Source organism: Amycolatopsis sp. NPDC033938, from assembly GCF_055575975.1.
The window spans coordinates 294,157-320,274 of record NZ_JBVIRO010000006.1 but is presented as its reverse complement, the minus strand read 5'-3'; the positions used below and the strand labels follow the sequence as shown (position 1 = coordinate 320,274).

Sequence of the window (26,118 nt, the reverse complement as noted above, 5' to 3'; positions counted from 1 at the left end):
TTGTGGAGGAAAACCCCTGATGTCCAAGCGATTACTGGCCGCCGCGATGGCCGCCATGCTGGCCATCGCCGGCTGCGGCTCCGGAGCAGGCAGCGGCGATTCGAAAACGCTGAAGCTGTGGCACTACGAGGCGCCGGACAGTGCGATGGGCGTGGCCTGGGCCGAAGCGATCAAGCAGTTCGAAGCGAGCCACCCCGGGGTCAAGGTCACCTTCGAGGAGAAGGGGTTCGAGCAGATCCAGAAGACGGCGCCGATGGTGCTCAATTCGAGTGACGCGCCGGACGTCCTGGAATACAACAAGGGCAACGCCACCGCGGGACTGCTGTCCAAGCAGGGGCTGCTGACCGACATCAGCGACGAGGTGACCAAACGCGGCTGGGACAAGCAGCTCACCCCGGCGCTGCAGACCACCGCCCGGTACGACGAGAACGGCGTGATGGGGTCCGGGAACTGGTACGGGGTCCCGAACTACGCCGAATACGTGAAGATCTTCTACAACAAGGACATGTTCGCGCAGCAGGGTCTCGAGGCGCCCAAGACCATCGAGCAGCTGACCGCGGCCATGGACAAGTTCGCCGCCGCCGGGGTCACCCCGCTGGCCGTCGGCGGATCGGAGTACCCGGCGCACCAGGTCCTGTACCAGCTCGCGCTGACCAAGGCCGACCGCGCCTGGGTCGACCGCTACCAGCGCTACACCGGCAAGGTGGACTTCCACGACGCCGCGTGGACCTACGGTGCGACGACCTTCGCCGATTGGGTGAAGAAGGGCTACATCAGCAAGGACTCGGCCGGGGTGGACGCCGAGGGCATGGGCACCTCGTTCATGCAGGGCAAGTACCCGATCATGATCAGCGGCAGCTGGTGGTACGGCAGGCTGGTCCAGAGCATCAAGAACTTCCAGTGGGGTTCGGTCCCGTGGCCGGGGATGACCTCCGGGTCCGCCGGCAATATGTGGGTCATCCCCAAGGGGGCGAAGAACCGGGACCTCGCGCTCGACTTCATCGCGATCACCATGTCCCAGCCCATTCAGGACAAGCTGCGTGAGGCCGGTGGTGTCCCGGTGGTGAACAGCCCGACGCCGCCCGCCGACCCGCAGTTGAAGGAACTGGTGGAGGACTTCACCGCACTGTCCACACAGGACAAGCTGGCGTTCTATCCCGATTGGCCCGCTCCCGGGTATTACGACGTCCACGTTTCGGCGACGCAGAAGCTCATCACGTCGAGCGCCTCGCCGTCACAGGCGCTCGACGAGCTCGCCAAGCCCTACGAGGAGAATCTGGCGAACATCGGGAAATGACCAGAGGACGAGGAAGTTATCTGCTCTTCCTGATCCCCGGCGCGCTGCTGCTGATCGCGGTGATCCTGGTGCCGTTCGCGATGAACATCGGCATCAGCTTCACCCAGTGGTCCGGCGCCGGCGATCCGAAGTGGACAGGACTGGAGAACTACCGGCGGTTGTTCGCGGACGACGTCTTCTGGGCGTCGTTCCGCCACAACCTCGGGCTCGTGGTGGCGATGGCCATCGTGCCGACGGTGCTGGGGCTGATCGTGGCGGCCGCGTTGTTCGATTTCGTGGCCAAGCGGTTCGGGACGCGGGCGGCCAGTGTGCTGCGTGCCTGTGTCTATCTGCCGCAGGTGCTGCCGATCGCGGTGGCAGGCGTCGTGTGGAGCTGGATCTTGGCGCCCGAGGGGGCGGTCAACGAACTCCTCTCCGCCGTCGGCCTCGGGTCGCTCGGCCAGAACTGGCTGGGCGACCCGGATGTCGCGCTGTGGAGCGTGATGGGCGTGATGGTGTGGATCCAGGTCGGCTACCCGGTGGTGATCTTCATGGCCGGGATGCAGCGGGCGGATCCGTCACTGAACGAGGCGGCCGAACTGGACGGCGCGTCGTGGTGGGGCCGGTTCTGGCATGTGACCGTGCCGCAGCTGCGGCCCGAGGTCTTCGTGGTCCTGCTGACCTGCACCATCGCCGCGTTGAAGGTGTTCGGGCCGATCTACGTGCTGACCAGGGGAGGTCCAGGAGGTTCGACGAACGTGCCGTCGTACTACTCGTTCCAGAACTTCTTCGAGAAGACCCAGGTCGGCTACGGCGCGGCGATCGCGACCGTGCTCACGGTCCTGATCCTCGTCCTCACCACGATCTTCCTTCGTATCCAGAGGCGGGGTGAGCGCGCGTGAAACGGCATCTGACGCTTTGGTCGTTGATCGTTCTCGCGGTCGTGATGCTCGCGCCGTTCCTGATCGTGGCGGTGAACGCGCTGAAGTCCCCGGCGGAGTACGCCGCGGACGGCCCGCTGTCCTTTCCCGACGGGGTGTACCTGCAGGGATTGATCGACTTCTGGGTACGGGTGGACTTCGGGCAGAAGCTGCTCAACAGCGTCGTGATCAGCGGGTCGGTCGCGGTGCTCGCGGTGGTGATCTCGGTGCTGAACGCCTACGCGCTGGGCATCGGGCGGGTCCGCGGCCGGACGTGGATCCTGGTCGCGTTCCTCATCGCGAACACGCTGCCGCAGGAAGCGCTGGCCTACCCGCTGTACTTCCTCGCCAACGAGACCGGTCTGTACGACACGCAGCTCAGCGTGATCATCATCTTCACGATCATCCAGGCCGCGTTCGGTACCTACCTGCTGTCCTCGACCTACGTCGGGTTCCCGCACGAGCTGCTCGAGGCCGCCTATCTCGACGGCGCGAACAAATGGCAGACCCTGGTGCGGATCGTGGTCCCGATCAGCAAGCCGACCCTCGGCGTGCTGTTCGTGTTCTTCTTCATCTGGACGTGGAACGAGTTCTTCCTGCCGCTGATCCTGCTGATCTCCAACGACACCCAGACCGTCCCGGTCGCACTGGGTGTGCTGCAGGGGCAGCGGATGATGGACGCGACCATGACCAGTGCCTCGGCGTTGCTCGGGGTCATCCCGGCGATCGCCTTCTTCCTGATCTTCCAGCGGACGTTGACACGTGGCATTACGGCAGGGGCGGTCAAATGAAATTCAGCAACGGCTACTGGCTGCTGCGTGACGGAGTGCAGGCGGCGCATCCGGTCGAGGTGTACGACCTCACCGCCGGGGACGGCCGGATCGTGGTGCACGCGCCGACCCATCGCATCCGCCATCGCGGCGACCTGTTGAAGGGTCCGGTGGCGACGGTCGGGTTCTCCTCGCCGATGCCGGACGTGATCGGAGTGAGCGTCACGCACTTCGAGGGCGGATTGCCGCAAGAGCCCAGTTTCGCACTGTCGACCGTCGACGAGGAGGCGAAAGTCTCCGAGGACGGCCACACGCTCACCGCCGGCTCGTTGTCGGTCCGGTTGCACCGCGGCGACGGGTGGAAGGTCGACTTCGTCGCGGGCGACAAGGTGCTCACCACCAGCGGGGCCAAGGGCATGGGCTTCATGAGCCTCGACGGCACACACCATGTCCGTGACCAGCTGGACCTCGGCGTGGGCGCCCAGGTCTACGGGCTCGGCGAGCGGTTCGGGCCACTGGTGCGCAACGGCCAGGTCGTCGACATCTGGAACGCCGACGCGGGCACGAGCAGCGAACAGGCCTACAAGAACGTCCCGTTCTACCTGACCAACGCCGGTTACGGCGTGTTCGTCAACCATCCGGGGAACGTGTCCTTCGAGGTCGCCTCGGAAGCGGTGTCGCGGGTGCAGTTCAGCGTCGAGGGCCAGTCGCTGGAGTACTTCGTCATCTACGGTCCGAGCCCGAAGGAGATCCTGCGCAAGTACACGGCGCTGACCGGAAGGCCGGCGCTCCCGCCCGCGTGGTCGTTCGGACTGTGGCTGTCGACGTCGTTCACCACGTCCTACGACGAAGAGACCGTCTCGAGCTTCGTCGACGGCATGATCGAACGCGACCTGCCGCTGAGCGTGTTCCACTTCGACTGTTTCTGGATGCGCGAGTTCAACTGGTGCGACTTCGAATGGGATCCGCGGACGTTCCCGGACCCCGTCGGCATGCTGGAGCGACTGAAAGCACGGGACCTGCGCATCTCGGTGTGGATCAATCCGTATGTGGCGCAACGGTCGCCGTTGTTCGCCGAGGGGGTCGCCGGCGGTTACCTGCTGCGCAAACCGAACGGTGACGTGTGGCAGTGGGATCTTTGGCAGCCGGGGATGGCGCTGGTCGACTTCACCAACCCCGCCGCGCGCGAGTGGTACGCGGGCAAGCTGGCCGCGCTGCTCGACCAGGGCGTGGACTGCTTCAAGACCGACTTCGGCGAGCGGGTTCCGACGGACGTCGTCTACTTCGACGGATCCGATCCCGAGCGGATGCACAACTACTACACCTACTTGTACAACAAGACCGTCTTCGACGTGCTCCGCGAACACCGCGGCGAAGACGAGGCCGTGGTGTTCGCCCGCTCGGCCACCGCGGGGTCGCAGCAGTTCCCGGTGCACTGGGGCGGCGACTGCGAGTCGACCTACGAGTCGATGGCCGAGAGCCTGCGCGGCGGGCTTTCCCTCGGCCTGTCCGGTTTCGGGTACTGGAGCCACGACATCGGCGGCTTCGAAGGCACTCCGGATCCGGCGCTGTTCAAACGCTGGATCGCGTTCGGGATGCTGTCCTCGCACAGCAGGTTGCACGGCAGTTCGTCCTACCGGGTTCCGTGGTTGTTCGACGAGGAGGCCGTCGACGTCCTGCGGGTTTTCTCGAAGCTCAAGGCGCGGCTGATGCCGTACCTGTGGCACGCGGCGACACAGGCGTCGGCCGAGGGCATCCCGATGATGCGGGCGATGGCGCTGGAGTTCCCGGCCGATCCGGCGTGCGCGCATCTGGAGCGGCAGTACATGCTCGGTGACTCCCTCCTGGTCGCCCCGGTGTTCTCCGACGAAGGCGAAGTGACCTACTACGTTCCGGACGGCGTCTGGACCGACTACTTCACCGGCGAAGAGATCCAAGGGCCCAGGTGGGTGACCACGGTCTGCGACATGCTCACCGTCCCGTTGCTCGTGCGTCCCAACACCGTCCTGCCGCTGGGCGCGGTCGACGACCGGCCGGACTACGACTACGCCGACGGCGTCACACTGCGGCTGTACCAGCTGGAGGACGGCGCCCGGATCACCACCACCGTCGGCGGCTCGACGTTCCACACCCGCCGGGAGGGCGACAGCGTCCACGTCGACGCCGAGTCCGCGCCCCGATCCTGGCAGGTGGCCTTCCCGGAGGGTGAAGATCCGATCGTGGCGACGGGAAACGCCTTGACGATCGAAGGTGTCCAATGAGGATCTTCGCCGCCTTCTTGATGCTGCTGGGTCTCGTCGTCGCGCCCGCTCAGTCGGTGAGCGCGGCGCCGGTCGCGCAGGCGCGTGAACAGCACCAGGTCGGCTACGACAAGTACTCACTCACCGTGGACGGCCGCCGGATCATGCTGTGGTCCGGCGAGTTCCACTACTTCCGGCTGCCCAGTCCGGAGCTGTGGCGGGACGTGCTGGAGAAGATCCGGGCCGCCGGGTTCACCGGCGTCTCGCTGTACTTCCACTGGGGCTACCACTCTCCGGCCCCCGGCGTGTACGACTTCAGCGGCGTGCGGGACGTGGAGCGGCTGCTGAGGATGACCGAAGAGCTCGGGCTGTACGTGATCGCCCGGCCCGGCCCCTACATCAACGCCGAGACCACCGGTGGCGGTTTTCCCGCGTGGCTCAAGACGGTCGACGGGCGCGCGAGGTCGAGCGACCCGGGCTACACCGCCGCCTACCGGGAATGGCTCGGCCGGATCAACCCGATCCTGGCCCGCCACCAGGTCACCCGTGGCGGTTCGGTCATCGCGTACAACGCGGAGAACGAATACGGCGCCAACGTCGACCCGCTCTACATGGAACAGATCCAGCAGAAGGCCAGGGCCGACGGGATCGACGTGCCGATCGTGCACAACAACTGCTGCAACGGCGACCTGCCGAACTGGTCGTCCGGCCAGGGCGCCGTCCAGATCCCCGGTGTCGACGACTATCCGCAGGCGTTCAACTGCCCCGATCCGGATACCTGGGGGACGTGGGGCGAAGGGGTCACCCGGCGGTTGCGCGACGACGCCCCGGTCTACGCCGCCGAGTATCAGGCGGGCGCCATCGACCTGAACAACGCGGGCTACGAGAAGTGCCGGGAACTGACCGGCCCGGACTACATGAAGGTGTACTACAAGTCGAACGTCGTCGGCAGCGGCGCGACGATGTTCGGCTACTACATGCTGTACGGCGGCACGTCCTGGGGCTGGTTGCCGCAACCCAACGACGTCTACACCTCCTACGACTACGGCGCGGCCATCACCGAGTCACGCGGGCTGACCGAGAAGTACGACGAGTTCAAACGTCAGGGCTACTTCATGACCACGGTCGCGCCGTTGCGGAAGACGGACGCGGCCACCGCGCCGAAGTCCGCGGACCCGGCCGTCTTCACCCAGGCGAGGTCCAATCCGGACACCCGTACGCAGTTCGTCCTCGTCCGCCACGCGGATCGGCGCGCGGCCACGGATCTTTCGACCACTTTGGACTGGTCGACCCCGGACGGCGACTACTCGGTGCCGGTCCGGGTCGACGGACGGGACGCCAAGGTCCTGGTCGCCGGATACGATCTCGGCGGGCAGCGGCTGGTGTGGTCGAACTCGGAGATCCTGACCCACGTCACCGCGGACGGCCGCGATGTCGCGATGCTGTACGGGCGGCAAGGTGAGCAGGGGTCGACGGTGCTGCGGTATTCGTCGGCGCCGGACGTGCGCGTGCTCGAAGGTGACGTGCGAAGCTCGTTCGACGGCAAGGATCTGCGCCTCGACTACACCCACTCGGGGCTGGCAAGGGTGCTCGTCTCGGGTGGCGGACGGCCGCCGATGCTGCTCCTGCTCGGCACCGACGAGACCGCCGCCCAGTTCTGGCGGATGGACACCGAGGCCGGGCCGGTGCTGGTCCGGGGCACCTCGGTCGTGCGTGAGGCCAAGATGGCGGGCGACAAGCTCGTGCTCCGGGCCGACACGGACGCACCGGGCGACGTCGAGGTCTTCGCTCCGGCACGACGGCTCGTCGTCGGCGGCAGGCAGGTCGAGACCAGGCGCACGCCGAGTGGTTCACTGCTGGGGGCTCTGCCGGGGCCGCGTGCGGTGACCCTGCCCGCGTTGTCCGGCTGGCAGTACCGGGCCGAAGCGCCCGCCACCGGTGACACGGGCTGGACGGTCGCGGACAAGACCACGGCCGCGAGCCCGATCAAGCCGAAGACCCTGCCGGTCCTCTATTCCGACGAGTACGGCTACCACCACGGCAACGTCTGGTACCGCGGGGACTTCACCGCCGACGGCAGCGAGAAGAAGGTGTCGCTGAACGCCATCACGGGTAAGGGCGGCAGCTATCTGGTGTGGCTCAACGGGCGTTATCTCGGGTCCGCCCTCGGCGGTACGCAAGCCGATTCGGAACCGCCAGTGAATCCCGACCCCGGCCGCGGTGACTTCGCGGTGCCGGAAGGGTTGCTGGCCAAGGGAAAGCCGGCCCGGCTCTCGGTACTCGTGACCAATATGGGCCACAACGACGACTGGACGGCCGACGACACCAGGTTCAAACAGCCTCGCGGCCTCTTCGGGGCGGCGATTGGCGACGCGAAGATCTCCTGGCAGATCCGAGGCGGTCGCACCACCGACGCCGAACGCGGCCCGCTGAACGCCGGCGGTCTGTACGGCGAACGCGAGGGCTGGCATCTCCCCGGCGGTGGTCACGGTCGCTGGGAGCGGCCGCCCGCCACCACGGAGCCGGGGGTTTCCTGGTACCGCACCACGTTCCGGGCCGACACGCCCAAGAACCAGGACGTCTCGGTGGCGCTGCGGTTCGGGGAGCGGGCAGGGAAGTACCGGGTGTTCGTGTTCGTCAACGGCTGGAACATGGGCCAGTACGTCAACGGCGGTCCGCAACGCGACTTCGTGCTGCCGGCCGGGGTGCTCAAGAACGCGAACACCCTTTCGCTGGCGGTGGTCTCGACCGAAGCCGGGGCGGGCGCTCCGGTGCCGGTGAGCCTCGTTCAGCTGGGGAACCACTGGACCGGGGGTTCGCGGTAGGGGGAGCGGTGAGGCGTGGGCTGGGTTGGCGGCACCTTCCCCAGTACATGATGGCCCCCTTCCCTGCGCCTAGCGCAAGGAAGGGGGCCATCATGTACTTTCCGCGAGCAACCCCGCAGGCCACGCATAGGTGCGTAGGAGAGGTCCGTTTTGACCCGAATCGCCACTCACGACCACCTGTACCGACGCCACACCGCCAGGCACTTACGACTCAGGCCGCTAGGAAGCCGCCGGACCGGTGCTGCCCCGTTCGGTCAGCCGGGGTGACAGCAGCCGGACTTCACCCTGGCTTCCGTCGTCCAGATGCCGCATGGCCATCTCGACGGCGAGGCTGCCGAGTTCGGCGGCCGGTATGGCGATCGACGTGAGCTGGACCGACTGTGCCTCGGCCATGTCCTCCGGGCAGACCGCCAGCACCGAGATGTCCTGCGGTACCTGCTTGCCGCGGCGGCTCAGTTCGGACAGCAGCGGGCCGAGGATGGCCTCGTTGTGCACGACCAGCCCGGTGACGCCTGGGTGTTTGGCGAACACGTCGTCGAGGCAGGCCCGGAGCGCGTCGTAAGAAGGAGCGCACGGGAACGAGCCCGCGCGGATCTTGCGTTTCGAGGCGGTCTGGCGGAAGCCACGCAGGAAGCGTCCCGCGTAGCTCGTGCCGCGCTTGTAGACCGCGGGGGAGGGGCCGATCAACACGACCTCGCGATGCCCGAGGTCGGCCAGATGCGTGACGCTCGTGGCGCCGGCGGCGGTGAAGTCGAGATCGACGCAGGTCAGGTCGCCGGGGTCGGCGGGAACGCCGATCAGCACCACCGGCCGGTGCAAGGATCTCAGCACCGGGAGGCGGGGTTCGGAGGTCTCGACGTCCATCACGATCAGCGCGTCCGCGATGGCGGACGCGGCGATCCGGCGCAGGCCGTCCGGGCCTTCGTTCTTGGTCAGCAGCAGCACGTCGTGGTCGTAGGTGCGGGCCTTGGTGACCGTGCCCGCGACGAACTGCATGACCACCGGGACGTTCAGGTCCGTCCGCAGCGGGACGACGAGCGCGAGCACGTTGGTGCGGCTGCTGGCCAGCGCGCGGGCGCCGGCGTTCGGGTGGTACCCCAGTTCGCTGATGCTGTGCTGGACGCGGCGACGGGTGTCCTCGGAGATCGAACGCCTGCCCGAAAGCACGTAGGACACGGTGCTCGGGGAGACCCCGGCCGCTCGGGCGACATCTGCGATGGTGACCATGCTTCGATGATAGTGCGGAGTCGAATCGATTCGACGACCTCGGGCCGTCTCACGCGCCGCCCTTGCTCAGCTCGATCAGTCTCGGCAGGCTTTCGGACGGCAGCTCGACCCCCCGATAGGCCATGAGCTTGCTGAACTGGCGCATGGGCATCGACGCGACCATGCGCATCCAGTCGGCGCTGTCCCGCGCCTGCTTGCTCTGACCGTCGGGCAGGTTCGCGGCGAGCAGCGCGCCGAGTTCCGGGCCGACCAGAGGGTGGCCGAACCACTGCTCGACCGTCGAATCGAGCGACAGAACCGGGACGATGACGTCACCCGCCAGCGTGATCGGCGTTTCGGCGACGATCCGCGCCGCGTCCCGCCCGATTTGGACGGTGTAGTCGCCGGGGGAGACCACCCACCGGCTCAGTTCGATGTCGTACCAGGCGAAAGCGCGGCGATCGAGGGTGAGCTCGACCCGGCGGGTCTCACCCGGTTCGAGGGAGATCTTGGTGAACGCGCGCAGTTCCCGTGCCGGGCTGCGCACCGGAGCCGCGCTGGTGGCGACGTAGACCTGGACGACGTGTTTCCCGGCGCGGGTCCCGGTGTTGGTGACGTTCACCGCGACGGTGGCGGAGTCGTCGCCCGTCGTGGTGACCGTGAGGTCGCCGGTCTCGAAGGTCGTGTAGGACAGGCCGTGGCCGAAGGGGTAGCGGACGGCGACCTCGGCGGTTTCGTAATAGCGGTAGCCGACCATGACCCCTTCGCCGTACCGGACGTGGCCCGATTCGCCGGGGAAGTTGAGGTAGCTGGGGTTGTCCCGCAGCCGCAGGGGGATGCTCTCGGCGAGATGGCCCGACGGGTTGGTGATTCCGAAGAGCAGATCGGCGATCGCGCTTCCGCCCGCCTGGCCGAGCAGCCAGCCGTCCAGAATGGCGTCGACGTCGTCGTGCCACCCCTCCAGCGAAACGACGCCACCGTGGGAGAGGACGACCACGGTGCGCCTGCCCGTCGCCGCGACCGCCTTGATGAGCTCGATTTGTGCCGCCGGGAGGTCGATGGTCTCCCGGTCGAAGCCTTCGGATTCGTCCCGTTCACCCAACCCCGCGAACACCACCGCGACGTCGGCCTGGCGGGCGATTTCGACGGCGTTGTCGGCCAGGCCGCTCGCGTAGGTCACGGAGTTGCTGAGCTCCCGGATCGCGTCGAGCGCGGCGTCGACCCGGGTGGGGTTGACGTGGGAGCTGCCGCCGCCCTGGAAACGCGGGCTCGCGGCGAACTCGCCGATGACCGCCACCGCCGACCGCGTGTTCAACGGCAGCACGTCCCGGTCGTTCTTCAGCAGGACCGCGCAGTCGGCGGCGACCTGTTTCGCCACCTTGTGCTGCTCCTCAGGATCGATGTCGCCTGCCGGGGGCACCGACCGCCCGATGAGGCCGAGAACGCGGCGGACACTCCGGTCGACGACGGCTTCGTCCAGCTCGCCGTTCCGGACCGCCGCCACGATCTCGGCGTCGCCGCTGCCGCCGGTACCCGGCATTTCGAGGTCCAGCCCCGCGGCGAGCGCCGCGACCCGGTCGTTCACCGCGCCCCAGTCCGAGACGACGGTGCCGTCGAAACCCCACTCGTCCCGCAGGATGTCGGTGAGCAGACGGCGGTTCTGTGACGCGTAGACACCGTTCACGCGGTTGTACGAGCACATCACCGTCGCCGGACGCGCCTCTGTCACGACACGCTCGAACGCCGGGAAGTAGATCTCGCGCAGGGTCCGCTCGTCCACGTCCACGCTGACCCGCATCCGGTCGGTTTCCTGGTTGTTGGCCGCGAAATGCTTCACCGACGCGCCGGCGCCCTCCGCCTGCATGGCCCGCACGTAGGCGGTGGCGAGCACCCCGCTCAGGAGCGGATCCTCGGAGTAGTACTCGAAATTGCGGCCGCACAACGGGGAACGCTTGATGTTCACGCCGGGGCCGAGCACCACCGAGACCCCGGCGGCCCGTGCTTCCCGGCCGATGGCCGCGCCGACGCGCGTCGCGACCTCGGGATCCCAGCTGGAACCCACCGCGACCGACGGCGGGAAACAGGTGGACGGCACGCTGTCGTGGACGCCGAGATTGTCGGCCTCGCTGTCCTGCCGTCGCAGGCCGTGCGGGCCGTCGGAGAGCAGGATCGACGGGACACCCGCCTCCTCGATCGCTTCGGTGTGCCAGAAGTCGCGGCCGGACAGCAGCGACGCCTTCTGTTCGAGCGTGAGGTCGGTGGATTCGATCGGCGAGGTCAACGGGTTTCCTTTCCGGCGGTGATCTGTCCACTGTGTACTCGGCTGGTCTTCATGGTGGGGAGCCGCAGGAATCGCGCACCGCGAGGGTCGGCCAGAGCACGACGCGGTGTACCGGCCGGTCGATCGGATCGTCCGCCCTGGCGAGCGCGAGTTCGGCGGCCAGCGCCCCGAGACGGTGCTTCGGTGGCCGGACCGCGGTCAGCGGCGGATCGGCCACGGCGGCCACTTCGTCGTCGTAGGACACGATCGTGAGCTCGTCCGGGATCCGGATACCCCGCTCCTGCGCGCGTTCCACCATGCCGATGGCTTCCCGGTCGGCGTGCACCAGGAGGGCCGTCGTGCCCGTGCTCCGACACCGATCGAGGAGTTCGTCGGCCTCACCCGGCCAGCCCGGGAGACCGTATGGCGGAATGTCCATCGCGGGCACTTCTTCGGTGCCGATTCCGAGCGACTTCAGCGTGGTGCACCAGCCGATCCGGATTTGTTCGCTGTGCGGGCTCTGCCGGGACAGCACCAAACCTATCCGGCGGTGCCCCAACGCCGCCAGATGGCGGACGGCCACTCCCGCGCCGATCACGTGATCGGTGACGACGGCGTCCAGCGCGATCGAAGGCAGTTCGGGCGGCGGGAGGCGTTCGACCAGTACGACGGGTACGGAGAGGCCGCCGAGCCACCGCAGCAGTTCGACGCCCGCCCGGCCGGTGGTGCTCGGCGCGACCAGCAGGGCCTGCACGCCGCGGTCGAGCAGTTCGCCTGCCCGGCGCCGGTCTTCGGCGGGGTCGTAGCTCGACGCCCGCGTGAGGAGCCGCCCGCCCGCCGCGGCGAGAGTGGCCTGAGCACCCCTGATGACCGCGGGCCAGTAGTACTCGACCGACGGGGCCACCATCCCGACGAACGCGGTGGCGACGGCGGGAACGGGACCGGAGTGCGGTCGTGGTCGTTCCGAGTGGCGCGGTGCGCTGATACCGCCGTGTACCCGCACCACGAGCCCGCGATCGGCGAGCACCATGACGTCCCGGCGGACGGTGACCGCGGACACGCCGAGCAGTTCGACGAGGTCGGTGAGCCGGACGGTGCCCTCCGCCCGCACGGCGGCGAGGATGAGGTCACGGCGCTGGGTCGCCAGCTTCGGACTTTTTCCGGCCATCGTTCGATTCCGTTCGAGGTTGAGCGCTTTTGATCGTTTCGTTGACCAGTGACTATGCCAGGCAGTGAGCTGATCCTCACGACTCCACCAGGAGGAACGGCAAAGGAGCCACCTCGATGATCGTGGTCTCCTGGAAAGGAAGTGCCTGTGGCCAGAAGACTCTTGGGCGCGATCGCGCTGGCTCTGACACCAGTGCTGAGCGGAGGCCTCGCCCCGCCGGCGGGCGCCGACGTGCCGGCGAGTTCGGTCACGATCCGGGTGGATCCCTCGTACCGGCAGCAGCCGTTCGAAGGGTGGGGGACGAGCCTGGTCTGGTTCGCCAACGCCACCGGCGGTTACCCCGAGCCGATCCGGCGACGGCTCGTCGACCTGCTGTTCGGCGAGAACGGCCTGAACCTCAACATCGCGCGCTACAACATCGGTGGTGGCAACGCGCCCGACGTCCGCAAGGACTACATGAAGGCGGGCGCGACGATGCCCGGGTTCTGGCAGGCGCCGCCGGGGACCACGCGTGAGAACACGGACTGGTGGGAGCCCGCGAACCCCGCACACTGGAACTGGGACGCCGATGCCGCCCAGCGGTGGTGGGTGGACCAGATCAAGCACAAGGTGACCAAATGGGAGGCGTTCAGCAATTCGCCGCCGTGGTTCCAGACCGTCAGCGGGTACGTGTCCGGCGGTTTCGACTCCAGCGTCGACCAGATCCGCGCCGACCGGGTCGACGACTTCGCCGAGTATCTGGTCCGGGTCACCGAGAAACTGGAACGGGCGCACCACATCAAGTTCGACACCATCGCCCCGCTCAACGAGCCGAACACCCCGTACTGGGGGACACAGCTCGGACCGGACGGGCAGCCGACCGGCGGACGGCAGGAAGGCGCGCACGTCGGACCCGAACTGCAGCAGAAGGTCCTTTTGGCACTGCGTAACGAGCTGAACGGGTCATCGACGCGGGCGAAGGTGTCCGCGATGGACGAAACCAACCCCGGCGTCTTCACCCAGAACTGGAACGCCTACGACGGCGCGGTGCGGGCGGCCGTCGAGCAGCTCAACGTGCACACCTACGGCACCGGCATGCGCACGAGCGCGCGGGACATCGCCAAGGGTGCGGACCGCGAGCTGTGGATGAGCGAGGTCGAAGGCACCTGGGGGACCGGTACCGACTTCACGAGCATGGAGCCCGGACTGGGGATCGCCACCCGGATGGTCGGCGACATGCGGGAACTGGAGCCGTCGGCCTGGGTGTTCTGGCAGCCCATCGAGGACTCGATCCCACAGGCGGCGGCGGGGAAGAACTGGGGAAGCATCCACATCCCGTTCAACTGCACCGCCGCCGACACCCTCGAGACCTGCCTGATCAAGCCCAACACCAAATTCCACACCATCCGCAACTTCACCCACCACATCCGGCCCGGCGACCGGTTCGTCAAGGTCGACGAGCCGTCGAGCGTGGCGGCGGTGAAGTCCCACGGGCTCGGGGCCACCGTGGTGCACGTCAACAACTCCGCGGACACCCGGAAGGTGACCGTGGACCTTTCACGGTTCGGTTTCGCCCTGCCTTGGGCTTCCGTGACGCCCGTGGTGACCAGTGCGGCCGGCGCGCTCGTCAAAGGCGCGCCGGTGCGGGTGACCGGACGATCCGCCACCCTCACCGTGCCGGCGAAGTCGGTGACGACCTTCCTGGTGGACGGTGTCGCCGGAGTCTCCCCGGACGCCGCGGTCGTCCAGCCGGGACAGGTCCAGCGGTTGCAGGGGATCGCGAGCGGCAAAGCACTGGCACCGAACGGCGACGCGTCCGGTGTGGTGATCCGCGCGACGGACGCCGCCGACAAGGCGCAGCGGTGGAAACTGCGGAAGCTGACGCCCGGCGACAGCAACCGGGAACGTTACGCCGTCGTCAATGTGGCCACCGGCAAGGAACTCGCGGTGAACGGGGCCGACGCCGTCCTGCGGCCGCCGTCCGCCGGCCCACCGGACCGGGCCGGGCAGTGGATCATGTCGACCTCCGGTGACGACAGCTGGACGTTCGTCAACGCGGCGACCGGGAGGCTGCTCGACGTGTCCGGGCAGTCCACAGTGGATGGTGCGAAGGTCTCGACGTGGACGCCGACCTCGGGGGCGAATCAGCGGTGGGCGGTGACCGGCGGGGCGGGTAAGTAGCGGGCGGGTCGTGAAAGCCACTTTCCGAGCAAAAGTGCCCGATTTGGGCCGAGTCGGTGGTTTCGCGTGGCTGGATGGATGGCGCGTGTGATCAGACGGAGGACATGTGTGACTGGATGGATTACACGCGGGAGCGGCAGGTTTCGTCGCGTGTTCTCCGTCGGATCACGCGTGCTCTCCGTCGGATCACGCGTGTCGTCCGATGGTGAGTACCTAAGGCACGATTGGCCTTCACGCGAATCGCCACTCACGACCAACCCGACCCATACGGCACCGGCGCCTCACCGCCTCACCGCGTGTTTTCGGTGACGCCGAGTTCGTAAACGGTGGTCTGCCGGTAGGTCTCTCCCGGCCGGAGGACGGTGCTGGGGAAGTCCGGCCGGTTCGGCGAATCGGGGAAATGCTGCGCTTCGAGGGCGAAACCGGCACCGGGGCCGTACGGACGGCCGCCGGTGCCGGTGAGCGCGTCGGTGAGGAAAGTACCCGAATAGAACTGGATGCCGGGTTCGGTCGTCAGCACGGTGAGGACGCGGCCGGACACCGGATCGCAGGCGCGCGCGGCGACGCTGAGCGACGTCGTGTCGCTCCGGTTGAGCACCCAGTTGTGGTCGTATCCGTGTCCGGCGCGCAGTTGGGGGTCGTCCAGGTGGAGACGGGCGCCGATGCGTTCCGGACGGCGGAAGTCGAACGGCGTGCCGTCGACCGGTGCCGGGTCACCGGCCGGGATCAGATCCGGACCGACAGGGGAGAAATGGTCGGCGTTGATGGTCAGCCAGTGGTCGTGGACGTCGCCGGAGCCTTCGCCCGCGAGATTCCAGTAGGTGTGGTTGGTGAGGTTGACGACCGTCGGCGCGTCCGTGGTGGCCTGGTAGCCGATGGTCAGCCGGTTCCGGTTGTCGAGGCTGTAGACGACCTCGGTGGTGAGGGTGCCGGGATAGCCCTGGTCCCCGTCCGGGCTGACGTGGGTGAGCCGGACACCGGCGGCGTCCGCGTCGGCGAGGCCGGTCGCGGCCCAGACCTTGGTGTCGAAGCCTTCGCTGCCGCCGTGCAGGCTGTTCTCGCCGTTGTTCAGCGGGAGCCGGTACTCCTGGCCGTCGAGGGTGAAGCGGCCGCCCGCGACCCGGTTCGCGTACCGCCCGACGATGGCGCCGAGGAAGACCCGCGCGGCATCGGGACGGTTGTTCGCGACGTAACCGGCGAGGTCGCCGAAGCCGAGGACGACGTTGGCACCGTGTCCGTCGCGACCGGGCGCGTGCACCGACTGGACGACCCCGCCGTAGGTGAGGATCCGCACGGTGACGCCGTGGTCGTTGGCGAGGACGTACCGGTGCACGTCCTCGCCGTCGACGGTGCCGAGGTGCTCCTTGCCGACGGTGGGGGCCTTCGTGACCACACCCATTCCCGAGCCTCCGATGTCCGGTTCGCCGGTCTGCGTCCGGCGAGCGCTGTTAACGCTAACACGGGCCGAGTCAGGTTCGGGTGAGTCGCTCGTGGAGCGGTGACCGGCGGCCAATGTCCTCAGTGGACGGTGTGGCGGCCACCTGGGTGACGACGAAGAAATTGCCCCTTGTGCCCACCAGAGGAAAGCGCTTTCCTGTTCTTGCCGGAATTCGGCCGTCCGTGTGCGGACGCCAGAAATCCCTTGGAGGTAAGGCATGTCTCCACTCACTCGACGGACGCTGTTGAAAAGCGGTGTGGTCGCCGGGGCGGGCGCCGCGCTGCCGCTGACGGTCCCCGTTCCGGCCGCGTACGCGGCGGAACCCGGCGAACCGACCGAGATCCGCTGGCTCGACGGTCGCCCTCCGGGGGAGATGGTCGGGGTGACCTGGGGAGTGCCTTGGCCGAAAGGCCGGATACGGCCGGGTTCGCCGTTCGGGCTGCGTACCGAGGACGGTGCCGAGGTGCCGGTGCAAAGCTGGCCGATCGGGTACTGGCCGGACGGCTCGCTCAAGTGGAGCGCCCACGCCGTGCCTGCCGGCGCCCCGGCCGCCGAGCGGTACCGGCTGGCTCCCGGGCCCGCGGCGGCTCCGGCCAAGGCGGTCACGGTCACCAGGCGGAACGGGAAGATCGTGGTGGACACCGGCGTGCTGAGGTGTGTGCTCAACACGGCCGGAAAGGTGCTGATCGACGAGGTGGCTCGCGGGGGCAGACCTGTCGCCAAAGCGGGTGAGCTGGTGTGCTTCCGTCAGAACGGTACCGACGAACTGGACGAAGGCGCGTCCAAACGCGAGCGCTACACCGGTGCCGTGCGTCAGGTGATGGTCGAGCAGAACGGGCCGGTGCGTGCCGTCGTGCGGATCGACGGCGGCCACCGCGCCGAACACGGCGGCCGTGAATGGCTGCCGTTCACGATCCGGCTGTACTTCCACGCCGGCGCCGAGAACTTCCGGATGGTGCACAGCTTCGTCTTCGACGGCGACGCCGACAAGGACTTCATCCGCGGGCTCGGAGTCCGTTTCCGGGTCCCGATGACCGACGAGCCGCACAATCGGCACGTGCGGTTCGCCAGTGCGGACGGTGGCCTGTTCACCGAGGCGATCCGCGGGATCACCGGGCTGCGCCGCGATCCGGGTGCGGCCGTTCGCCAGGCACAGGTCGAGGGCAGGCGCACGCCTGAGGTGTCCACCTGGGACACCCGGGTGAGCAAGCGGCTGGAACTCATCCCCGCGTGGGGTGACTACACGCTCAGCCAGCTGACCGCCGACGGCTACGCCATCCGCAAGCGGACGAAGGCGGGCCGCGGCTGGATCCACGCCGCCGCAGGTGCTCGCGCGGGCGGCTTCGGGTACGTCGGGGGAGTGAGCGGCGGCTTCGCGTTCGGCATGCGGGACTTCTGGCAGCTGCATCCCACTCAACTCGACGTCCGCGGGGCCGCGGGGGACTCGGCCGAGGTCACGCTGTGGCTGTGGTCGCCCGACGCCAAACCCATGGACCTGCGCTTCTACCACGACGGCATGGGTATGGACACCTATCCCGAGCAGCTCGAAGGCCTCGAAATCACCTATGAGGACTACGAGCCGGGGTTCGGCAATCCCTACGGTGTCGCGCGCACCAGCGAGCTGACGTTCTGGGCGCTGGACGCGACGCCGCCGGCCGAGCGGCTCGCCGCACAGGCCGCGGTCGTACGCGCCTCGCCGCTGCTGGTGACCACGCCCCAGCGGATGCGGGAGGCGGGTGTGTTCGGCGACTGGTCGCCGGTCGACCGGTCGACGCCGGCCAAGGCCCAGCTCGAAGACCGGCTCGACTTCCTCTTCGACTTCTATCGGCGTCAGGTCGAGCAGCGCCGGTGGTACGGCTTCTGGAACTACGGCGACGTGATGCACACCTACGACGAAGACCGGCACGAATGGCGCTACGACGTCGGCGGGTACGCCTGGGACAACTCGGAACTGAGCACCGACCTGTGGCTTTGGTACAGCTACCTGCGCACCGGCCGGGCGGAGGTCTTCCGGATGGCCGAGGCGATGACCCGGCACACCGGGGAAGTGGACGTCTACCACATCGGCAAGTACGCGGATCTGGGCACACGGCACGGCGTGCAGCACTGGGCGGACAGCGCCAAGCAGTTGCGGATCAGCACGGCGGCCAACCGCCGGTTCCTCTATTTCCTCACCGCCGACGAGCGGGTGGGTGACCTTCTGCACGACCTCGTCGACGCCGACAAGACGTTCCTGGCGCTCGACCCGCTGCGCAAGATCCGCACCGAGCCGTACGAGCCCGATCCGAAGGCGCTGGCGGTCGGGCTGGGGACGGACTGGGGTGCGCTCGCGGCCGCCTGGTTCACCGAATGGGAGCGCGGCGGCGACCCGATCGCGAAGACGAAACTGCTGAACACCTGTACCGCGATCGGCAAATTGCGGAACGGGTTCATCACCGGGGAAGGCCGGTACGACCTCACCACCGGCACCTTCGCGACCGACACGGTCGCGGTGTCGGTCTCCCACCTCAGCGCGGTGTTCGGGCTGGTCGAGATCTGCGGCGAGATCATCGCCGCCACGAGCCTGCCCGAGTTCGAACGTGCCTGGCTGCAGTACTGCACGTTGTACAACGGCACGGCCGAAGAGCAGATCGCCGCGGTCGGAAAGTCATTCGGCAGTCTCAACCTCAAGCAGGCGCATTCCCGCCTCACCGCCTACGCCGCGGCGAAGAAGAACGACCCGGCGCTGGCGGCGCGGGCCTGGGCCGAGCTGGCCAAGGGGGAGGCCGGATATCCGGCGACGTCACCATGGCGGAGCACCAGGATCACCGGCCCGGCGGTGCTGAATCCGGTCGACGAGGCCACCTGGGTGTCGACCAACGCGACCGCGCAGTACGGGCTGGCCGCGATCCAGTGCCTGGCGCTGGTGGGGGACCGGATTCCCGGGTGACACCCGACGGGAAAGCGGTTTCCCGAACTGGCGGCGGCCGCCCCGTGCGGCCGCCTGCCAGCGCTCGCGGGCCGGAAGACGAGCCATTGTCTCGCCGTGACCCGTCCGCTAACATCGCCGTGACACAGGACCGAATCGTTTCGACAACCCGATTTCCCCTTCCCCTGATCACCGATTGATCACCACGCCCGAAAATCGCCCTGATGGGCCTCAGGCCATTCGTCGAAGCGCTTCGATTTCCCCGCGATGGAGTCCCGATGAGCAGAGCAGCTCTCTTTACCCGCCTACGCAGGACGGGAATGTTCGCTATGGCGGTGGCCCTCACCATAGGCCTCGCCTCACCCGCTGTCGCGGACGAGCTGAACGATTATCCGTTCCGCGATCCCGCACTGCCGTTGAACACCAGGGTGGACGACCTGGTGAAGCGGCTGACACTGGCGGAGAAGGTTTCGTTGCTGCACCAGTTCCAACCGGCGATCCCGCGACTGGGCGTCCCCGAATTCAAAACGGGGACCGAGGCGCTGCACGGCGTCGGCTGGACGACGGAGCGGAAGAACGGCAACGTCGTGACCGCCAACGCCACGGTCTTCCCGCAGGCGATCGGGCTCGCCTCCACCTGGGACCCGGCGTTGATCAAGCAGGTCGGCGCGGTCGTCGGTGACGAGGCGCGGGGCTACCACTCCCAGGACCCGGGGTTCTGGGGTCTCCAGCTGTGGGCGCCGGTGGTCAACCTGCTGCGTGATCCGCGATGGGGGCGCAACGAAGAGGGCTACTCGGAAGACCCCCTGCTGACGGGGGCCATTTCGACGGCGTACGGCAAGGGGATGTCGGGCGATCACCCCCAGTACCTCAAGACCGCGCCGGTACTGAAGCACTACTTGGCCAACAACAACGAGATCCGCCGCGACACCACGTCGTCCAATCTGCGCCCGCGGGTGCTGCGTGAATACGACGAGCAGGCGTTCAAACCGGCGATCGCGGCCGACGCGGCCACGGGCGTGATGGGGTCGTACAACCTCGTGAACGGCCGTCCGGCGACGGTCAACCCCGACCTGAACGACGTCGTGCGGAGCTGGACCGACAAGACGCTCTACAACGTCAGCGACGCGTCCGCGCCGTACAACCTCACCGGCTCCGAGCAGTACTTCAAGACCAACGAAGAAGGCTTCTCGGCCGCCCTCAAAGCCGGTCTCGACGGCTTCACCGTCGACAACCAGAACCCCGCGCCGACCATCGGGATCATCAACTCCGCGCTGGCCAAGGGACTGCTCGCCGAGTCGGACATCGACAAGGCGGTGAAGCACGTCCTGAGCGTCCGCTTCCGGCTCGGTGACTTCGACCCGGACGGCGGTCCGTACGCCAAGATCGGCAAGGACGTGGTGAACAGCCCGGCGCACCGGCAGCTCGCCCGCAAGTCGGCGGCCGAGGCCATGGTGCTGCTGAAGAACGACCGCGGTGCCCTGCCGCTGGACCCGAAGCGCAGCGTCGCGGTCATCGGGCCGCTGGAGAAGACCCTGTACACCGACTGGTACTCCGGCGGGCTGCCGTACAAGGTGACCCCGGTGGACGGGATCAAGGCGCGGCTCGGCGCCGGGGCGAAGGTCAGCGACACCGAGGCAGTCGACCGGATCGCCCTGCGCGAAGCCTCCACCGGCAGGTACCTCAGCGGTGGGACGGGTGACACCGGCGCGGTGCTCAAGGCAGGCGCCACCAGCGTCGGGGCCACCGAGCAGTTCGACGCCTTCAACTGGGGCGAGGGCGTGCTGACCCTGCGCAGTGTCGCCAACGGGAAGTACGTCGAGCGGCAGAACCTCTCCAACGCCACCAGCCCGTTCGTCAACCAGGCTCCGCAGCCGCGCGACTGGTTCGTCCAGCAGCAGTTCAAACTGGAGGACGCGGGTGACGGCACGGTCGTGATCAAGTACGCCGGGTACGAGATCCCGAACGACTGGGACGGGCCGAACAGCTACCTCACCGTCGCCGCCGACGGCACGCTGACCCTGGGCTCGCCGAACGCGGCCGGAGCGACCAAGTTCCGCAAGGAGCAGCTCACCTCGGGGATCGACAGCGCGGTGAACGCGGCGCGATCGGCCGAAACGGCGGTCGTGGTCGTGGGCAGCATGCCGTTCATCAACGGACGGGAAGACCACGACCGCACCACGACGGCGCTGGCGGAGAGCCAGAGCGAGCTGATCAAGGCCGTGCGCAAGGCGAACCCGAACACCGTCGTGGTGGTCGAGAACAGCTATCCCACGACCTTGAACTGGGAGCAGGAGAACGTCCCGGCGATCGTGTGGACCTCGCACGCCGGACAGGAGACCGGCAACGCGCTCGCCGATGTGCTCTACGGCGACGTGAACCCGGCGGGCCGTCTCACCCAGACCTGGTACCGCTCGGATGCCGACCTCCCGGACATCCTCGACTACGACATCATGAAACGCGGCACCACCTACCAGTACTTCAACGGTGACCCGCTCTACTCCTTCGGGCACGGTCTGTCGTACACGAACTTCCGCTACAGCGATCTGCGGCTGGGCAAGCCGGGTCCACAAGGGACGTTCGAGGCGACCGTGAACGTGACCAACACCGGGAAGCGCGCCGGTGACGAGGTGGTCCAGCTCTACACTCGCCAGCTGGTCTCCCGCGACAAGCAGCCGAACCAGCAGCTGCGTGGCTTCGAGCGGGTGAACCTGCAGCCGGGACAGACCAAGACGGTGCGCCTGTCGGTGCCCGACCTCAGGCATTGGGACGTCACCCGGGGCAAGTGGGTGCTGGAGTCCTCCGTCCACGAGGTGATGGTGGGCGCGTCCGCCGCCGACATCCGGCTGCGGTCGGCGCTCCCCGTCCGGGGCGAGCAGATCCCGCCGCGTGATCTGGCCAAGGACACCAGGGCGATCGACTTCGACGACTACTCGGGTGTCGAGCTGGTCGACGAGAGCAAGGCCCGCGGTGAAGCGGTCGGTGTCGGCGCGGGCGACTGGCTGCGCTTCAGCGACGTGGACTTCCGTTCCGGGGCGAAGACGTTCACGGCCAAGACGGCTCGTGTCCAACCGGGAACGTCCACAGTGGAAATCCGGCTCGGGAGCCCGCGCGGACGAGTGGTCGGCACCGCGCAGATCGCCAGCACCGGTGACAAGTACCAGTACTCGACCACCTCCGCGACGGTGTCCGGGCTGAGCGGACGGCAAGACGTCTACCTCGTCTTCACGTCCGATTCGAGAATCAGCACGTTCTCGTTGCGGTAGCGGTCCCGAAGTGAACGAAGGAGGCGTGCCGTGGTGAGAGTCCGGATTCCGCTGCTCGTCGGCGCCTTGCTGGCAGGCGTCCTCGCGCCGCTGCCCGCGCAGGCTCTGCCGGGAGCTCCGGCTTGCGGCACGCCTCCGACCCGGGAACGGCAGATGCTCTGGTACGACCAGCCCGCCAAGGACTGGGAAAGCCAGACCCTGCCCATCGGCAACGGCGCGCTCGGCGCCACCGTCTACGGCGGGATCGCACAGGAGCATCTGCAGTTCAACGAGAAATCGCTGTGGTCCGGCGGTCCCGGCGCCGATCCCGCCTACACGGGCGGCAACTGGGACTCGCCGCGGCCCACCGCACTGGCCGAAGCGCGGAAGGCGATCCTGGAGAACGGACCGCAGCAGCCCGAAGCGATGGCCGCGTTGCTGGGACAGCCCAAACGGGCGTACGGCAGCTATCAGAGCTTCGGCGACGTCTACTTGGACGGAGCCGAACCGGCCGAGGTCAAGGACTACCGCCGGGAGCTGGACATCTCCCGGGCACTGAGCCGCGTCGGTTACGTCGCCGATGGGGTGCGGTACACGCGGGAGTCGTTCGTGAGTCACCCGGACGGCGTGATCGTCGTCCGGGTGAGCGCGGATCGGCCGGGCGTGGTGTCGTTCACCACGAGGCTCACCTCGCCACATCCGAAGTCGACCGTGTCCGTCTCCAACGGCCGGATGACGCTGGCGGGCAAGCTGGCGGACAACGGGATGGCGCTCGAGGCGCAGCTGCTCGTGCGGAACCAGGGCGGGAGCCGGACCGATTCCGCCTCCGGGGTCACGGTGTCCGGTGCCGACTCGGTGACCTTGGTACTGGCCGCGGGCACCGACTACGTCCACCGGTATCCGGACTACGTCGGCGTGCCCCCGCATCGGCGGGTCGGCGCGACGGTCGATTCCGCGGCGCGGAGGTCGTTCGACGATCTGCTCGCCCGGCATGAGCGCGACTATCGCGCGCTGTACGACCGGGTCACACTCGACATCGGCCAGCAGGTGCCGAACGTGCCGACCGACAAGCTCCTCGCCGCCTACACCGGCGGGCCGAGCGCGGCCGACCGGGCGCTGGAGGCGCTGTTCTTCAACTACGGCAGGTATTTGCTGGTCAGCTCGTCGCGACCAGGATCGCTCCCGGCGAATCTGCAGGGCGTCTGGAATCCGTATTCGTCGGCGCCGTGGTCGTCCGACTACCACGTCAACATCAACCTGCAGATGAACTACTGGCCGGCCGAGGTGACCAACCTCGGCGAGACCACGCCGCCGCTGTTCGACTTCATCGACCGGCTTCGGCCGCGTGGCAGGGAAACCGCCAAGACCATGTTCGGCGCCGGTGGTTTCGTACTGCACAACGAAACCAACACCTTCGACTACACGGGCGTCCACGACTGGCCGACCGCGTTCTGGTTCCCCGAGTCCGCGGCCTGGCTGTCGAGGCACCTCTGGGAGCACTACGAGTTCACCCAGGACCGCGCCTTCCTGCGCGAGAAGGCCTACCCGATCCTGCGGGACGCCGCGCGGTTCTGGCTGGACTCGCTCGTGGCCGACCCCCGGGACGGGAAACTCGTCGCGGTTCCGTCCTATTCACCCGAACACGGCCCGTACACCGCCGGAGCGGCGATGTCGCAACAGGTCGTGTGGGACCTCTTCACCAACGTGCTGGAGGCGGGAGAGGCCCTCGGTGGCGATCAGGCCTTCCGTGCCCAGGTCGCCGCGGCACGGGCGAAACTGGATCCAGGCCTGCGCGTGGGATCATGGGGACAGCTGCAGGAATGGAAAGAGGATCTCGACGACCCCGCCGACACGCACCGGCACGTGTCGCATCTCTACGGGTTGCATCCGGGTAGGCAGAGTTCCCCGCTCAGCACGCCGGAACTCGCCGCGGCCGCCGAGAAATCGCTGACCGCGCGTGAAGGAGGCGGAAGCGCTGGGGCACCAGGCTGGAGCCGGGCATGGAAGGCCAATTTCTGGGCCCGGCTGTTGAAGGGCGAATCGGCGTTCGCGGCATTCCGCGACCAGTTACGTTTCCAGACGTTGCCGAATTTGTGGGACAACCATCCGCCTTTCCAGATCGACGGCAATTTCGGCGCCACCGCCGCGGTCGCGGAAATGCTGGTGCAGAGCCAGACCGGAACGGTGCATCTGCTCCCGGCGCTGCCGCCGGCCTGGCCCTCGGGGCAGGTGAACGGACTGCGGGCACGTGGCGCGTTCACCGTGGGCGCCACCTGGCGAGCCGGTCAGGCCGTCGAGCTGAGGCTGTGTTCCGACCGGGGTGGCGCGGTGTCGTTGAAGAACGACCTGCTCAAGAAGTCTTTCCGGGTCCTCGACGCGCATACGGGCAAACCCGTGCGGTGGACACGGACCGGAACCGACACCATTCGGCTGGACACGCGACCGGGCGGTGCCTACCTCGTCTCGTGAGTGTTTGGGTCGTTCTGGCCAAGAGTGATCGGCAGCAGCGGCTTCGGGAGAACGCGCAGTCGGGGGTATCGGTCACGACAACTTTGCCTTACCCCTCAATTAAGTACCCACGGCGGGCGAGCCTGGTAGCGGCCGGGCCTCACCCGTCGCGGACGACCATCACGAGCCTCAGTAGCACCACTCGCCGCAACGGCTGCGCGTGAAGGCCCCCTTCACTCGGCTGAGCCGAGGGAAGGGGTCCTTCACGCGGATCAGCCGAGGAAACTCGACCTTCACGCCTTCCCCAGCACATGATGGCCCCCTTCCTTGCGCCTACCGCAAAAAAAGGGGCCATCATGCACCTCACGCCAGCAAGTCCGCAGGATACGAGTAGGTACCTAAGAGAGGGTTCGCTCTGACGTCCCGGATCACCCGCGACCCCCCAAGCGGCTCTTGACCATTCAGCGTAATTGCTGCTTCACTTTGTCGAAGCGCTTCGATATCCGGCGCCTAATTCACCACTATCCGCGCAATGGTGCACGGAAGGAAACCCGGCCATGCGTAGTTCAGTACGATCCCTGATGAGCAGTGTCGTCATGGCGTTGGTCGCCACCCTGGTGATCGGGGGGACGGCACAGGCCGCCACTTGGAGTTCCTCGGACAAGTGGGCGTCCTGGTCCAACAATGGTTACACCGTCCGCAACAACGTCTGGGGCGGCGGCGCCGGCGCGCAGTCGATCTGGGCGAACTCCTCCAGCAACTTCGGTGTCTGGGCGGACCACCCGAACACCGGCGGCGTGAAGTCGTATCCGCATTCGGCCAAGAACATCGGCCGCCAGCTGAGCGGGCTGCGGAGCCTTTCCAGCAGTTTCAACGTATCCAGGCCGGGAAGCGGCGCGTACGCGACGGCGTACGACATCTGGGCGAACAACAACGCTTACGAGATCATGCTCTGGATGAACAAGCAGGGCGCGGTGGGCGCGATCGGGTCGAAGCAGACCACGGTCTCCGTCGGCGGCCACACCTGGGACGTCTACCGGGGGAGCAATGGCGCCAACGCGGTGTTCTCCTTCCTGCGGACCTCCAACACGAACGCGGGTTCGGTGGACGTGCTGGCCATCATGAACTGGATCAAGAACCGCGGCTGGTACGGCGACGTGACGGTCGGTGAAGTCCAGTTCGGTTTCGAGATCACCTCGTCCAGCGGCGGGATGAACTTCACCTCGAACAGCTATTCCGTTTCCTCGTCCTGAT

At 67.6% G+C, this 26,118-nt stretch carries 14 protein-coding genes; 10 read left to right on the top strand and 4 right to left on the bottom strand.

Going from position 1 to position 26,118, the window contains the following annotated elements; all coding sequences use genetic code 11:
* Nucleotides 1–19 precede the first annotated feature (19 nt).
* The 5 genes from ACZ5ZX_RS19150 to ACZ5ZX_RS19130 are packed head-to-tail and all read left to right on the top strand — an operon-like array spanning nt 20 to nt 8,031.
* Nucleotides 20–1,297: an ABC transporter substrate-binding protein gene (locus tag ACZ5ZX_RS19150; RefSeq protein ID WP_465503335.1), complete on the top strand. Its 1,278-nt coding sequence runs from the start codon at nt 20–22 to the stop codon at nt 1,295–1,297.
* Nucleotides 1,294–2,178 (top strand): carbohydrate ABC transporter permease, encoded by an 885-nt coding sequence (locus ACZ5ZX_RS19145; RefSeq protein WP_465503334.1) that lies wholly within the window; start codon nt 1,294–1,296, stop codon nt 2,176–2,178. Before ACZ5ZX_RS19150 ends, ACZ5ZX_RS19145 begins: the two co-directional genes overlap by 4 nt.
* Nucleotides 2,175–2,987 (top strand): carbohydrate ABC transporter permease, encoded by an 813-nt coding sequence (locus tag ACZ5ZX_RS19140; RefSeq protein ID WP_465503333.1) that lies wholly within the window; start codon nt 2,175–2,177, stop codon nt 2,985–2,987. Before ACZ5ZX_RS19145 ends, ACZ5ZX_RS19140 begins: the two co-directional genes overlap by 4 nt.
* A complete protein-coding gene (yicI, locus tag ACZ5ZX_RS19135; protein WP_465503332.1) occupies nt 2,984–5,227 on the top strand; it encodes an alpha-xylosidase in 2,244 nt (747 codons plus the stop codon). Before ACZ5ZX_RS19140 ends, yicI begins: the two co-directional genes overlap by 4 nt.
* Nucleotides 5,224–8,031, top strand: a complete 2,808-nt coding sequence (locus tag ACZ5ZX_RS19130) for a beta-galactosidase (RefSeq protein ID WP_465503331.1) — start codon at nt 5,224–5,226, stop codon at nt 8,029–8,031. Before yicI ends, ACZ5ZX_RS19130 begins: the two co-directional genes overlap by 4 nt.
* A gap of 219 nt (nt 8,032–8,250) precedes the next feature.
* On the opposite strand, the gene ACZ5ZX_RS19125 is transcribed toward ACZ5ZX_RS19130, so the two are convergent.
* The 3 genes from ACZ5ZX_RS19125 to ACZ5ZX_RS19115 are packed head-to-tail and all read right to left on the bottom strand — an operon-like array spanning nt 8,251 to nt 12,665.
* The gene (locus ACZ5ZX_RS19125; protein ID WP_465503330.1) at nt 8,251–9,258 is read right to left on the bottom strand and encodes a LacI family DNA-binding transcriptional regulator; all 1,008 of its coding nucleotides are present in this window, start codon (nt 9,256–9,258) and stop codon (nt 8,251–8,253) included.
* A 49-nt stretch (nt 9,259–9,307) separates the two neighbouring features.
* A complete protein-coding gene (locus ACZ5ZX_RS19120) occupies nt 9,308–11,518 on the bottom strand; it encodes a glycoside hydrolase family 3 C-terminal domain-containing protein (RefSeq protein WP_465503329.1) in 2,211 nt (736 codons plus the stop codon).
* Nucleotides 11,519–11,567: 49 nt separating this feature from the next.
* Nucleotides 11,568–12,665: a substrate-binding domain-containing protein gene (locus ACZ5ZX_RS19115; protein WP_465503328.1), complete on the bottom strand. Its 1,098-nt coding sequence runs from the start codon at nt 12,663–12,665 to the stop codon at nt 11,568–11,570.
* A gap of 147 nt (nt 12,666–12,812) precedes the next feature.
* Between ACZ5ZX_RS19115 and ACZ5ZX_RS19110 the strand changes: the two genes are divergently transcribed.
* A complete protein-coding gene (locus ACZ5ZX_RS19110) occupies nt 12,813–14,825 on the top strand; it encodes a glycoside hydrolase (RefSeq protein ID WP_465503327.1) in 2,013 nt (670 codons plus the stop codon).
* Between the two features lie 289 nt (nt 14,826–15,114).
* Here the strand turns inward: ACZ5ZX_RS19110 and ACZ5ZX_RS19105 are convergent, their stop codons facing one another.
* The gene (locus ACZ5ZX_RS19105; protein WP_465503326.1) at nt 15,115–16,224 is read right to left on the bottom strand and encodes an aldose epimerase family protein; all 1,110 of its coding nucleotides are present in this window, start codon (nt 16,222–16,224) and stop codon (nt 15,115–15,117) included.
* A 256-nt stretch (nt 16,225–16,480) separates the two neighbouring features.
* Between ACZ5ZX_RS19105 and ACZ5ZX_RS19100 the strand changes: the two genes are divergently transcribed.
* The 4 genes from ACZ5ZX_RS19100 (at nt 16,481) to ACZ5ZX_RS19085 (ending at nt 26,117) form a co-directional block, all read left to right on the top strand.
* Complete coding sequence (locus ACZ5ZX_RS19100) at nt 16,481–19,192, top strand: exo-rhamnogalacturonan lyase family protein (RefSeq protein ID WP_465503325.1); 2,712 nt, start codon at nt 16,481–16,483, stop codon at nt 19,190–19,192.
* A gap of 308 nt (nt 19,193–19,500) precedes the next feature.
* Nucleotides 19,501–22,437, top strand: coding sequence for a glycoside hydrolase family 3 C-terminal domain-containing protein (locus ACZ5ZX_RS19095; RefSeq protein WP_465503324.1), 2,937 nt, complete (start codon nt 19,501–19,503; stop codon nt 22,435–22,437).
* Between the two features lie 30 nt (nt 22,438–22,467).
* Nucleotides 22,468–24,885 (top strand): glycoside hydrolase family 95 protein, encoded by a 2,418-nt coding sequence (locus ACZ5ZX_RS19090; RefSeq protein ID WP_465503323.1) that lies wholly within the window; start codon nt 22,468–22,470, stop codon nt 24,883–24,885.
* Between the two features lie 536 nt (nt 24,886–25,421).
* The gene (locus tag ACZ5ZX_RS19085; protein WP_465503322.1) at nt 25,422–26,117 is read left to right on the top strand and encodes a glycoside hydrolase family 12 protein; all 696 of its coding nucleotides are present in this window, start codon (nt 25,422–25,424) and stop codon (nt 26,115–26,117) included.
* Nucleotide 26,118: the final 1 nt, after the last annotated feature.